Source organism: Paenarthrobacter sp. A20, assembly GCF_024168825.1.
Lineage (GTDB): Bacteria > Actinomycetota > Actinomycetes > Actinomycetales > Micrococcaceae > Arthrobacter.
The window spans coordinates 147,289-160,173 of sequence record NZ_JALJWH010000002.1; the positions used below are offsets into that span (position 1 = coordinate 147,289).

The window sequence follows — 12,885 nt, forward strand, 5'->3', positions numbered from 1 at the left end:
TGCACTTGTCTTAACCGATGGCCCTACCTGGGAAGATCAACCAACGCGAAGAAGCAGTGCCGGCCCGGACCCACTTCAACGGGCTCATGCGTGGGCAAGTGCACAACGGCAGTGGTTCCCGTTGGAACCAGAGCATTGATGGACAGTTCGTTTCCGTTCAGTTCCCATGCAACCTCGGCGAGACCATACGGCGTAAGGTGCCGGGTTGACGCCGAGGTGAGCGCGCCGCCGGGGCAAGGACGAATGAGAATCTTGCGGTAGCCGGGTTCAGCCGGAGCCAAACCTCCAATAGTGCGGTGCATCCAGTCAGCAACCGATCCGAGGGCGTAGTGGTTGAAGGAGGTCATCTCACCGGGATTGATGTTCCCGTCCGGCAGCATGGAATCCCAACGCTCCCAGATGGTCGTCCCACCCTGCAGCACGGCGTACAGCCACGATGGGCATTCCTTCTCCAACAGGAGGTCGTAGGCGAAGTCGACGTGTCCGGTGAGTGTCAGCGCGTCGGTCACTACCGGCGTTCCGGCGAAGCCAGTGGCAATGCGGTTGCCTGCATCTGCGACAAGTTCCGCCAACCGGTCACCTCCGCGCTGCCTCTGGCGGTTCGTCGGGTACAGGTCAAATACGATGGCCAACGCATAGGCCGTCTGGGCGTCGCTCGTCATCGTGCCGTCACTGAGGATATAACGTGCTGCGAATGCGGACTTTACCCGATCGGCCATAGTTTCGTAGTACCTTTCGTCTTCACTCCTGCCAAGCCGCTTGGCGGTCATCGCCATGTGGCGAGCAGACCAAGCGAAGTAGGCGGAAGAAACGAGATACTTGTCCGTGCGGGCAGCGGCCGGATCGTGCGGCGGAGCAGCAGGATCCAGCCAGTCACCTAGTTGGAATCCTTCGTCCCACAGGTAGGTCTCGCCTGCCCGCTCAGCCACGAGATCAACCCATGCCTTGGCGCTCTCGTACTGGGTGGCGAGAATTCCGGGATCGTTGAACCTCTCGTACAGAGTCCACGGTGTCAGCACAGCGACATCGCCCCAGACGGCGCCCGGAAGGCTTGCATCCCAGGATCCGGCCTGTACCCAAGGCACATACCAAGGGACGGTTCCGTCGGGCAGTTGTTCGCCTTCGACATCCTGAAGCCACCCGGCCAGCATTCCGGCGCAGTCATACAGATAGGACGCTGTGGGGCCGAAAACCTGCAGATCACCGGTCCACCCAAGGCGCTCGTCACGTTGGGGACAATCGGTCGGGATACTGACGAAGTTGCCGCGCATGCTCCACAGGACGTTGTCGTGAAGCCTGTTCAGCAGCGGATCGGAGCACTCGAACCAGCCGGTTCGTTCCATGTCGTTGTGATAGATACGTGCGCGGACCGATTCGAGGTCCACAGCATCTACGTCGCCGCTGATTTCGGCGTAGCGGAAGCCATGCAGAGTGAATCGTGGTTCCCACGTGACATCGGCGGTTTCAGCAAGTGTGAGCACATCGGTCGAAGCCGCCAACCGGAGCGGTCGCCGGTACAGTTCCGCGTCTTGGAGGACTTCGGCGTGCCTCAGCGTAACCGTTGTGCCATTTTCGCCGCGGACCGTGATGCGCAGCCGCCCGACCAGGTTCTGGCCGAAATCCAAGAGCGTGGTGCCTGACGGGGACACCCAGACATTCTGTGGGGCGATTTCTCCGGTGCAGCGTACCGGTGGGCCTTTAGGAGCCTGAACGGTGGCCGGATCCCGCTCTACGGCCCGGACGCCGGACCACGATTGGTCGTCATAACCTGGCAGTGACCACCCTGGGAGCTCCAGGCGGGCGTCGTAATGTTCACCGTCGTAGAAACTGGCCAACACTATGGGGCTAGGTGAGGCCTTCCACGTCTCATCCGTTCCTACGGTTTCAAGTGTTCCGTCGTTGTAGGTCAGTTCCAGCTGCGCCAAAAGTGCACGTTCCTGGCCATACACATTGCGGGTACCGCCTTTGAAGCCGATCCGTCCTCGGTACCAGCCGTCCGCAAGCCAAGCTCCAAGAACGTTTTCTCCAGCAACGATATGGTCGGTGACGTCGAAGGTGGAGTATCGGAGCCTTTGGTCGTACTTGGTCCATCCCGGGGCCAGCACTTCCTCGCCCACCTTCTGGCCGTTGATCTCAACCTCATAAGTTCCGTGTGCCGTCACATACAGGCGGGCCGATTCGACCCCAGCAGGGACCTCGAAGGAGCGGCGAAGCAAAGCAACCGGCTGGTCACTATCGAGGTCCTCGCTCCATTCGGGAGAAACAGCTTTGGCGGTCCAGTCCGTTGGAATGAGGAGCCCAGCTTCGCAGGCAAGTTCTTCGCTCCACGCCGAGGGGGATTCCTCGCCATGACCCCACACACGCACTTGAAGGCCGATCCGCTCTCTGGACGTCAGTGGCTGACGCGGCCATGGAACAAGCACGGACTCCTCCGACGATATGCGACCGGATGTATCGCCGCCCGCGCTCCCTGCCCACCGGACTTCATAACCGGCCTGAACCCAGCCCTCGGGAGCCAGAGTTTGCCACGATAGCCTCGGTCGCTCCTCGCCTATTCCCAAAGCATCACGATGGTGCTCGACTTTGAGCGCATGAACGCGTGGTTGGTCTGCAGAGGACAACGAACTCGGAACAGCCGTCGTTTGAACAGACATAATTAATCCTTCACGTGAAACGTTTCATTGAAATGTTGAGGGTGTACACAAGAATAAGGATGAGGCCCAGGCTCGGCGGGACGCGGGCTTGGGCCTCATGGTTAGGTCTGGCGTCAGGTAACTTCGTTGGCGCTGCGGGTCAAGAGTGCCCGCATGACAGTGAAGGCCTCGTCCGGGTCGCGCCGCTGGACTGCGGCCGCCGCGCCAGCATGGAGTTCGAGGGCGACCGGATGCGGGTGCCCGGCGCCAAGCCCTTGGGCGTGCCAGCCTTCAAGGAACTCACCGATGAGGCTCTGCAGTTGGACAAACATCGGATTCCCTGAGGACTCAAGCATGAGCGCATGGAACTGAAGGTCGAGGCTGTGGAAGGCCTCCATGTCGTTCTCCTCGCCGGCCGCCCACATCCGACCTGCTACGGCGACGAGTTCAGCGGCTTGGCCCGCGGAAGCGCGCATAGCGGCGAGGCGCGCAGCTTCTGGTTCGATGGCCAGCCTTAGCCCGACCAGAGCCTCCATCTGCGCCGGGCGATCCGGGGAACCCATTCGCCAGCGGATGATTCGGGGTTCGAACTGATTCCACTGGGTGGGGTCCAGGACCATGATGCCTACACGGCGGCGGGAGGCGACCATGTGCATCGACTCCAAGACCCGGACCGTCTCCCGTGCCACGGTCCGCGAGACGCCATGCGTGCGTTCGAGTCCTTCCAAGGTGAGGATGCTGCCGGGGGGCACTTCGCCCGAGCAGATGTCCCGGCCCAGACGCTCCAAGACCTGGTCATGCAGACCGGCCGGCTGCAGGTTCTCTGTCATGCGGCGCCGGCTGAGGAGAGGTGGGCCGTTGATGGGCTGCCTGCTTCGTTAGACGCATTCTTCATGGCCATACCCTCATATGCCTTGGCGGGGATCTGGGTGGCGAGCTTTCCACCGCTGACGTCGATCAACGTTCCGGTGATATATCGCGAGGCATCACTGGCCAGAAATAGGAGAAGATCGGCAACTTCGTCGGGCTCTCCCCATTTTCGGAGCGTCAAGGTGTTCAGGAGGCGGTCCTGAGCTTCCTGGGGCATGTCAGCAAAACCGTTCATTCCCGTCGGAATCATCCCTGGGGCGTAGGCATTGACCGTTACGTTCCATGGCCCGAGTTCCCCCGCAAGCACCTTCGTCAACTGCACAACTGCAGCCTTGGAAGCGGCGTAGGCCGCACTACCGATGCTCGGAACAATGGCTGCGAATGAAGCCGCGTTGATGACCCTTCCGTAGTCACTCGCCTTTAAGTAGGGGATGGCCGCCTGGCAGACGCGGGCCACGCCGGTGACGTTGACATCGAAGCACCGCTGCCAAGCCGAGCTGGAGAGTTCTTCGATTGTGCCTTCAACATTGATTCCGGCGTTGTTCACAACGATGTCGATGCCGCCGAAGTGTTCCGCTGCCGCCATTACAGCGGTTCGCACCGATTCGTCGTCAGTGACATCGCAGGCAAAACCGGCAATATCCGCGCCGCCGGCGGCCAGGCGAGCAGCCAAGCCCTCAACCCCTTCCAGCGAGACATCCAGCGCGGCGACCTTGGCGCCGTTGCGTGCGAAGGCCTCGGCGACAACTTCCCCGATACCCCGGGCCGCGCCCGTCACTAGCACCACACGCCCGTGAAGGCCCCAACGCACAGTCTTTTCAATAGTCATACGATTAGCTTACAGTTCTTTGAAACGTACTATCAATAGAAGGAGACTAGTTTTCATGGGCACTCAGGGGACACTGTGGGTTGTAGGCGGCGGCAGCGGGATGGGTAGGGCTGCAGCTGTAGTGGCGGCACAAAAGGGATGGAACGTCGCTGTGACTGGGCGGCGGGCGGATGCCGTGTCCGAAACTGCCAGCCTCATCAGAACTGCCGGGGGAGACGCGCTCGAGGTGCCCGCGGACGCCCGCGACGAGGCGTCCCTAAGTGAGGCTCACAAACGAATCGTCGGACACTGGGGTCCAGTGACCGCCGTCGTTCTGGCCGCAGGCCTCAACGCACCTGCCAGGACCTGGGGTGACCAGAATATTGGGGAATTCGCCGCCATTATCGACACCAACCTGACCAGTGTGGCGCGGGTGATTGACCTCGTTCTTCCCGGAATGCGGGCTCAGGGGCAGGGAAACATTGTTGTGGTTTCTTCCCGCGCCGCATGGCGGTTCTCTCCGGGTTCCGGCGTTGCCTATATGACTAGCAAAACAGGCTTGTCTGCTTTGGTTGCATCCCTGAACGATCAGGAAGGCGCCAATGGAATCAAAGCGTGCCACCTTTGCCCTGGGGACGTGGACACAGACTTCCTGTCCATGCGCCCGGAAGTTCCGGACGCGGGCCAGCGTTCCAAAATGCTCAGCGCCGAAGACATCGCACGATCCGTGCAATTCATACTCGACAGCCCCCAGCATGTTCGTATCGACGAATTGGCACTTAGCCCGATAGGACAGCGATAGGCGGGGGTGCGAGTGGGAGCAGGCACCAGGGGCCCAGTTTTACTTACCCTGGGACGGGACATGAACCGGGGTCTGCCCGGCGAGGCAACCCGACCCTCGGTGCGTGTTGCGATTCCGCGTACCGCGCCGGGTGGCTTAATTAGGCGGCCGGTCCAGCGGCGCAAGTTTCGTCGCAACGCCGAAGGGCGCAGAGTCGACGGTTAGGGCATCTGCGCTGTCCTCGGATTCATCGTTGTCGTGTACACGTCCGCGTGGTGGAAGAGTTTCCGGTCGCTTCCATGGTCCTGAAGAAGCCAAAGAAAAAACCATCCTCGGAGACGGCGCAGACCGTACCCAATATCCGCTCCTTGGACTTGTGCTGGCTTAGGGCCACGATGTCACCGGGCATCAACTCTCTCCAGTCTGTGACGACGGTTCGACGGTAACCGCAATGGGTTGGCGGCAGTATCTGCTCCGGAGAGGCCCTCGGTTGAAGTTCTTCCAGCTGCGTTGATCTGCTCATCTTCGTGTTCCCTGTGTCCTCCTTTATTTGGAGGACACAGGGGTTGTGACGGGGAGCCAGGGTGGGCGGCGTTTTTCGAAGGCTGCTATGAGAGCATCATCCTGAAGTGTCAGATCTATGTCGTCGAGCCCGTTCATGAGGCGCCGGCGCGTATCGTCGTCGAGCTGAAAGGTGGTGCTCACACCGCCTGCTTCGACGGTTCTGGCTCCGAGATCCAGGGTGACCGCAGTCTGTGGATTTCGTTCCAGTTCGTCCCACAGCAGCAGTAAGGACTCCTCGCTTACTTGGGCGGCAAGGAGGCCGGCTTTTCCCGCGTTGCCACGGAAGATGTCCGCAAATCTTGGAGAGAGGACTGCCTTGAATCCGTAGTCCATCAACGCCCATACAGCATGTTCGCGTGATGATCCTGTGCCGAAGTCCGGGCCTGCAACCAAGATGATGCCACCTTCATATTCGGGCCGGTTCAGCACAAAATTGGGGTCCTTTCGCCAGCCGGCGAAGAGGCCGTCCTCGTAGCCAGTCCGGGTAATCCTTTTCATGTATACGGCCGGAATGATCTGATCGGTATCGACATTGGTGCGCCGAAGCGGCACCGCTGTTCCCTGGACGGCAGTAACGGCCTGAAACGGCATCTGTTCTCCCTAGAGCGCGACTGACGGGTAGTCCTTGCCCAACCAGTGGTCCAGTTTCCTGGCGAATTCCCTTTGGAACGAGAGGGGTCCGTGTTCCTTGGTGTATTCCTCCTCGAAAACGGCGACGAAGAGGGTCAGGGACAGGAAAAAATGGGCGCCGTTCTCAAACAGCCAGACATAGTCGTAGTTGACCAGTGCGTTGCGCTCTTCATCCGTGAAGGATACCCACGAGGTCTTCTCGACATCGTTGAGCCGGATACCGACTTCCTTTTCCCAATCCTCCAGAGCCCGAGCTGCGTCTTCCTTGTAGCGCGCAACCCAGCGTGGGTCCCTATCCACCGTGTACAGGAATTTGTTGACGTAGTACCTGCTCATGCTGAGACACCTTCCTTTGCGGTGACTGGGCCGGCGGTTCCACCAGAAACAGCAGCCGCCTTTTCAGCGGCGGCCGCCAGCTTTTGGCCCTTGTTCGGGTACCAGGTCATGAACATTTCCCGTGTGTGATAGAGGTCGAGCTGGTCGACATAGTCGGCGTTTTCGGGGCCGGCAATACCCATCATCAGGATGAGGTCCATGAAGCCATGAGTAGCGTTGCCGGCTCCGGACATGGACTCGTGGGTGACGTTATCCAGGATGGCTTCGATGTTTCCGGTTGAGAGCCATTCGATGGCTTGGCGGTCGAATTCCGGATCCGGTCCGTGCTCACCGAACTGGCGAGGGCCCCCAAGCTCCAGGGACAGGTGTCCGGTGCCGATGGCGGCGATCTTCTTCTCCGTAGGATATTCATCGATGATCTGACGAATGGCGCGGCCGAGCTCCCAGAAGCGCTTAGGCGAGGGCAGGGGAGGGGCAAAGATGTTGGTGTAGATCGGAACGACAGGGAGGTCGGCATCCGGGCGAACCGTGATGATGGGGCAGATGATGGAGTGGTCAATCTTCAGTTCATGGCTGAAGGAGAAATCAAAACCGCGCTCCATCAAGCCCCGGTGCATGAAGTCCGAGAAGGCGACGTCGCCATCGAGGACGTACCTGGGGATGCCGAATTCGCGTTCTTCGTTGTAAAACGTTGCGTCATACTTTTCCTGCTTGCCGATCAGGAACGTTGGGTAGTTGTCCAGGAAGAACTGGTGGAAGTGGTCGGCGCCGACCATCACCAGGATGTCGGGTTCGGCGGCCGTAAGAGTTTCGCGGTATGCCTCGACCTTGCGTTTCCATTCATCAGCCTGGGGCATTCGTTCTTCGGGCGGGGCGGTCGTTGCCTTGAGGTAGAAAGGGTGGTGGGTGCTGGCTAGCACTGCCGTCAGATTTGCCATGTGGATCTCTCCTTCGATTTGTCTGCTCCGCTGCGCTGCGGGTCTTGGGGAAGGCCGTCGGGGCCGGGGCCGCGGACGTCCCTTACTGGGTGCGGTCTGCGTCTACATAAACGGCATTGCGGTCCACGGTCATGTACACGTCCATGCCGATGGGGTTCCTATGCTCTTCAGCGATCTGTCCCAGCAGTCCTGCAGCACGGGCCAGAAGGGCGAAGCCGCGCAGCAGGTCCGTCGGTAGTCCCAGATCAGCGAGGGCCGCTCCGCATACGCCGGCGCCGTTCAGAGGTAGCTTCCGGCCCAGGGCTTTGTCGCTCATCCGGCCAATGGCTTCAAAGAGCCGGAGGTGGGATCCGCGCAGACCTTCTTCTTCGGCGATGCGCAGCAGTGCCGGAGTCCGGGGATCGCCATGCTTGTGGTTTGGGTGGCCCAGACCGGGAACGAATTTTCCGGCTGCCCGTTGGCTAGTGATGGCCGCGAAGGCCATTTCATCCCACTCCTGGTCGGACTCCGGCAACTGGCCCTCATGTGCGGCAAGTGTTGCGGCAAGGAACTGTCCGCAGTCCTCTGTTACCCCCAAGAAGCGTGAACCGCCGCCAAGGAGCCCCGCGGCCATGGCTCCCTGGAGGGAGTCGGGGGCGCTGAGGTACGTCAGCCTTGCAGCAATGGCGGTGGGAGTGAAGCCGTGATCAGCCAGCGCTACAAGGACGGACTCGAAGACGCGTAGTTCCCCTGAAGTTGGTCGGCGCATTGCGACGAGCCAGAATGCCAGCTCACCAAAGCTGACCTTGCCCATCAGATCCCCTGCCAGATCGTGCCCAAGCAGCCGTATCTCTGTCGTGGTGGACGTCCCCAGAGAGGTGGGAAAGTTCAACGCGTCAGTTCCTGTTGTGGTTGTCATCATGCTCCATTGGTTGCTGTGGAAGGAACCGCCGAGGCCGCCAACCAGAGGCGGACCTCTTCGGTGTGTTCTCCCAGGTCCGGCGGTGCCATGTCATATCGGGCCGGGGTGGCTGAGAACGTGATGGGATTTCTGACCCCTGGAACCACCTTTGGCCCGCGACCAACCTGAACAACCGGTTCCAAGCCGAGCTTCTGGGCATATTCCACACCCTGTTTGATGGTGTTGATAGGTCCGTTGGCGACCCCGGCCTCGTTGAGCTTCTCGAACCAGTGTTCTGCTGTTTGTGTCTTCAGCCGCTCGACCAGCAGCGGACGCAGTTCCTCGCGACGAGCGGTCCTGTTTGCGTTCTCCGCGAACCGAGGATCCTCCGCAAGTTCCGGAACGCCCAGGACCCGACAGAGTTTCTGGAACTGTACGTTATTGCCCGCCGTGACAATGAGGTCGTCATCGGCTGTGGGCAGGGCTTCATATGGGAAAAGGCTTGGATGTGCATTTCCCATTCGGAAGGGAGTGACACCTCCGGCGACATAGGCTGACGTTTGATTCACCAGGCCGCTCATCGCCGACGCCATGAGGCTCGTTTCGATGTTCTGACCCTCGCCGGTGCGGTCACGGTGGTGCAGGGCGGCAAGAATACCAATTGCTGAATGCAGTCCTGCCATGACGTCGAAGACACTGATACCAGCACGGTACGGCTCGCCATGTGGGTCTCCGGTCAAGCTCATAAGCCCGGACATGGCCTGAACGATGAGATCGTAGCCCGGAAGCGAAGCGCCCTCTGCGGTGCCGAAGCCACTGATTGAGCAGTAGATGACCGCTTCATTGCGTTCACGAACGGAGCCATAGTCCAACCCAAATCTCTTGAGTCCGCCGGGCTTAAAGTTCTCAATCACGACATCTGCACGAGCTGCAAGTTCCTTGGCGGCTGAAAGATCGTCGCCCTTCTTGAGATCCAAGACAACGGACTTCTTATTCCTGTTGATTGCTGAATAGTACGTAGAAACTCCGTCTGGGCGGACTGGCGGGACCCAAGACCGGGTGTCGTCACCGGTCGGACTTTCCACCTTGATGACCTCGGCTCCCATGTCGGCCAGCAGCATGGTGGCATATGGGCCCGCGAGCACGCGGGAAAAATCGGCGATGACAATCCCGTCAAGGGGGCGTGCGGGTGCGTGAGCGGGCCCGTCTCCGGTGTGGCTGGTCACGAATGGTCCTTTCGACCTCGAAGCAGTTTGTCCGCTAGGCGGACAAGCGTCCGAATTTGTGGAATATTTATACAATGAAGGCTCTGGCGCAGAAGTGTCAAGGGTCACGGCCAACTATGGGAGATGGAAATGGCGCAGCGAGGCATTGGACCCGACTTCATTGAGGCGCTGGCCAGAGGACTCGACGTTCTCAAGTGCTTTTCGCCCGATCAGCCCCGGATGAGTCTTAGTCAGGTGGCCCAGGCCGCCGATCTGACCCGGCCCACCGCGCGCAGGATTCTCCTGACTCTCGAAGAGCTCGGCTATGTACGCGCGGACAATGGCGTCTTTGGATTGATGCCGAAAGTCTTGGAGCTGGGGATGGCCTACATCGGGGCCCAAGGGCTTTGGGAGATGGCCCGACCGCATCTTGAGGACCTCGTGCGGCGAACAGGAGAGTCGTCCTCGATGGCGCAGCTGGACGGCTCGGACATTATCTACGTGGCGCGGGTAGCTGTCCCGAAGCTCATCGCTCTTCGCGTCGACATCGGCACGCGCTTCCCGGCCCTGCGGACCTCCCAGGGGAAGATTCTCCTGGCCTCGCTTCCGGAGGCGGAGGCTCTGGAAGCCCTCGCTCAACCGTCCCGATCCGGACTTCCAGGGGATGGTGCTTTGGATCGGGATGCAGTTTTGGGACTTTTGAGTGAAGTTCGGACCAGGGGGTGGGCGCTGGCCGATGAGGAACTGGCGCCGGGTGTGCGCTCGATATCGGTCGGCGTCCGGGACGGGTCAAACGTGGTGCGGGCTTCCATGAACGTCACAGTCCACGCCCAGGAGACAAGTGTTGAAAAGCTCACGGGCGAATACCTTCCCATGCTTCAGGATGCTGCCGCAGCGGCCGGACTGGACTGGGCGCGGTGGCAGGCTCGTCCCGTCAAGTCTTTGGGCAGGTAAAGATGCCCGTCTCTTCCATCCCCATTCCTGTGACGCTTGACACCCTGCTGTGGCTCCTGTCACCATCATCCCAGTAGAACGTACAGGTGTCCGCTAGGCGGACAATTCAGGAGATGAGAACCAATGAGTCACCTTACGGGCAACGAGGCCCCTACGGTCGCAACGACCAGTACTGCGGATGAGGACTTCGACGTCATCGTGGTGGGATACGGTCCCGTCGGCAGGTTGCTGGCGCTAAAGCTAGGGCGGAGGGGCCACCGCGTAGCCGTGGTGGAGCGCCAGGAACAGGTGTATCCGCTGCCGCGAGCTGTGCATTTCGACGATGAAATCGGGCGGATCTTCCAGTCCGTGGGCGCCGGCCCGGACAAGATGTCCGAAGTGGTCGAACCCTACGACGACTTCTACGAGTGGCGGAACGCTACCCATGAAACAATCCTGCGATTGGATTGGCGTAACGCCGGTCCGTCGGGATGGAACGTCAGCAACTTCTTCTACCAGCCAGGCATGGAGAATTTCCTAAACTCCAAGGTGATGGAACTCGATACCGTCAGCTTGCTGCGCGGGTGGGAAGCAATCACGCACACAGAAACCGCCGACCGCGTAAATCTCCAGCTGCGCAACACGTCCAGCGATGAGCGCAAGGTCTTCAGCGCCCGCTACATCATCGGCGCCGACGGAGCGAACAGCAAGGTGCGGGACTGGATCGGCACGGCCATGACCGATCTGGGATACTTCCACGACTGGCTTGTTGTGGATCTGCTCCCGACCAATCCCCTCCAGATCGACCCTCCTGCTTCCCAGTTCTGCGACCCGGCCAGGCCCACCACCGTCGTCCCCGGTGGTCCCGGTCGCCGTCGTTTCGAGTTCATGCGTCTTGAACACGAAACCAAAGAAGAGCTGAACACCGAAGCCCGCGCATGGGAGCTTCTGAAAGACTGGGGTGTCACACCAGATACCGCCACAATGGAGCGTCACACCGTCTACACCTTCCAGGCGCGCTGGTGTGACCAGTGGCGCCGCGGTCGTCTGCTCCTTGCAGGGGACTCAGCGCACCTGATGCCACCCTTCGCAGGTCAGGGTATGTGCTCCGGTCTGCGCGATGCTGCAAACCTTGAGTGGAAGCTGGACCTTGTGCTCCGAGGTTTAGCGCCCGACAGTATCTTGGACACTTACGGATCCGAACGGTCCGAACACGTGCGCCATTTTATCGAGCGCTCGATGCAGCTTGGCGAAGTCATCTGCCTCACCGACGAGGCCGAAGCCCGAGCCCGCGATGCCGCAATGGCCAAAGACATCGCCGACGGAACTTCTATGCCTCCACGCCCGCTTCCGCGGCTGGGTGATGGTCTTCACCGAGACGATGCCGGGGGCGGTACGCTCGCGATACAGGCACCTGTGCGGAACGGAACCCAGCCATCACTCTTCGACGACGCGCTCGGGTCAGCGGGCACGCTCTTGCTGCGAACCGCGGCTGACCGGAGCCGGCTGTCCGCAGAAAGCGCTGATGATCTCGCAAACCTGGGATTCAAGGTCATCTCCTTCGCCTCCTCTCAAACGGAGTCAACGGCGGTGGACAGCACTGGTGCCTACGCGCAATGGTTCGATGCCTTGGATGCAGATGCGGTCCTTGTTCGCCCGGATTTCTACATTTATGGAGTTGCCAAATCTGATGATCTCTCCACCCTCGTCGAGGAATTCCTGACAACTGTCGGCATGGCAACCACGCCGGTACCAACCCGCGGTTTGAGCACTGCAGCGCTCTGATGCAACTGCTTGACCCTTTCACTCCGCCCGAAGTACGTTGCCTGATCGAGAATTTCCTGGCGGCGTACACCGATGCCGTGGACGCCCAAGACGCACAGGCAGCTGCGACGCTGCTATCAGCGGCAGCGCTCCACTTCAAAGGCGATCCGCCTTTGCACGGCGAGGAGGACATCGGCGCGTTCTACGCATCAGCCTTCCTCGACCCATCCCGTACTCACCACCTGATCACCAACCTGAGGACTTCCCTCGTCGGCGTCGACGCCGAGTACACCGCCATCTACCAACGATGGTCCGTGGCCGATCCCACGAACCCCGTCTGCGAAGCCATCGGCCGCTACGCCGGCCGATTCACATTGACAGCAGCTGGCCCCACCTGGGTCGAGCACCGAGTCATCACCACCTAAACGTGCGTGCGGTGTCCCACCTAATGGAACTTAGTGCTGGTTTATCTATCTCCATACCGTGTCAGACGGTCACCAGCAGCCAGAGGCAGACCCTAGACGGCCTCCTGAATGCACCTTC

12 protein-coding genes are annotated in these 12,885 nt (G+C 60.5%); 4 read left to right on the forward strand and 8 right to left on the reverse strand.

Annotated features, from left to right (window positions below):
* Positions 1-23 precede the first annotated feature (23 nt).
* From J3D46_RS24000 to J3D46_RS24010, 3 genes are all read right to left on the reverse strand, one after another.
* Entirely contained in the window at positions 24-2,423 is a 2,400-nt protein-coding gene (locus J3D46_RS24000) for a glycoside hydrolase family 78 protein (RefSeq protein WP_253469652.1), read from the reverse strand.
* A 344-nt stretch (positions 2,424-2,767) separates the two neighbouring features.
* On the reverse strand, positions 2,768-3,463 hold the full coding sequence (locus J3D46_RS24005; protein WP_253469654.1) for a FadR/GntR family transcriptional regulator: 696 nt from the start codon (positions 3,461-3,463) through the stop codon (positions 2,768-2,770).
* The gene (locus J3D46_RS24010) at positions 3,460-4,332 is read right to left on the reverse strand and encodes an SDR family NAD(P)-dependent oxidoreductase (protein WP_253469657.1); all 873 of its coding nucleotides are present in this window, start codon (positions 4,330-4,332) and stop codon (positions 3,460-3,462) included. Before J3D46_RS24010 ends, J3D46_RS24005 begins: the two co-directional genes overlap by 4 nt.
* A gap of 55 nt (positions 4,333-4,387) precedes the next feature.
* Here J3D46_RS24010 and J3D46_RS24015 point away from each other — a divergent pair, with 55 nt between their 5' ends.
* Entirely contained in the window at positions 4,388-5,113 is a 726-nt protein-coding gene (locus J3D46_RS24015; protein ID WP_253469661.1) for an SDR family oxidoreductase, read from the forward strand.
* A gap of 525 nt (positions 5,114-5,638) precedes the next feature.
* Here the strand turns inward: J3D46_RS24015 and leuD are convergent.
* The 5 genes from leuD to J3D46_RS24040 form a co-directional block, all read right to left on the reverse strand.
* Entirely contained in the window at positions 5,639-6,247 is a 609-nt protein-coding gene (leuD, locus tag J3D46_RS24020; RefSeq protein WP_253469664.1) for a 3-isopropylmalate dehydratase small subunit, read from the reverse strand.
* Between the two features lie 9 nt (positions 6,248-6,256).
* Positions 6,257-6,622 (reverse strand): hypothetical protein, encoded by a 366-nt coding sequence (locus J3D46_RS24025; protein ID WP_253469667.1) that lies wholly within the window; start codon positions 6,620-6,622, stop codon positions 6,257-6,259.
* A complete protein-coding gene (locus J3D46_RS24030) occupies positions 6,619-7,560 on the reverse strand; it encodes a hypothetical protein (protein WP_253469670.1) in 942 nt (313 codons plus the stop codon). The genes J3D46_RS24025 and J3D46_RS24030 overlap by 4 nt, the downstream gene beginning before the upstream one ends.
* Before the next feature lie 82 nt (positions 7,561-7,642).
* Positions 7,643-8,461, reverse strand: a complete 819-nt coding sequence (locus J3D46_RS24035; protein WP_253469673.1) for a citryl-CoA lyase — start codon at positions 8,459-8,461, stop codon at positions 7,643-7,645.
* The gene (locus J3D46_RS24040) at positions 8,458-9,666 is read right to left on the reverse strand and encodes a CaiB/BaiF CoA-transferase family protein (RefSeq protein ID WP_253469676.1); all 1,209 of its coding nucleotides are present in this window, start codon (positions 9,664-9,666) and stop codon (positions 8,458-8,460) included. Before J3D46_RS24040 ends, J3D46_RS24035 begins: the two co-directional genes overlap by 4 nt.
* Before the next feature lie 129 nt (positions 9,667-9,795).
* Here J3D46_RS24040 and J3D46_RS24045 point away from each other — a divergent pair, with 129 nt between their 5' ends.
* The 3 genes from J3D46_RS24045 (at position 9,796) to J3D46_RS24055 (ending at position 12,767) form a co-directional block, all read left to right on the forward strand.
* Positions 9,796-10,599, forward strand: a complete 804-nt coding sequence (locus tag J3D46_RS24045) for an IclR family transcriptional regulator C-terminal domain-containing protein (protein WP_253469679.1) — start codon at positions 9,796-9,798, stop codon at positions 10,597-10,599.
* Positions 10,600-10,722: 123 nt separating this feature from the next.
* Positions 10,723-12,363, forward strand: coding sequence for a bifunctional 3-(3-hydroxy-phenyl)propionate/3-hydroxycinnamic acid hydroxylase (locus tag J3D46_RS24050; RefSeq protein WP_253469682.1), 1,641 nt, complete (start codon positions 10,723-10,725; stop codon positions 12,361-12,363).
* The gene (locus tag J3D46_RS24055; protein ID WP_253469685.1) at positions 12,363-12,767 is read left to right on the forward strand and encodes a nuclear transport factor 2 family protein; all 405 of its coding nucleotides are present in this window, start codon (positions 12,363-12,365) and stop codon (positions 12,765-12,767) included. The genes J3D46_RS24050 and J3D46_RS24055 overlap by 1 nt, the downstream gene beginning before the upstream one ends.
* Positions 12,768-12,885 lie beyond the last annotated feature (118 nt).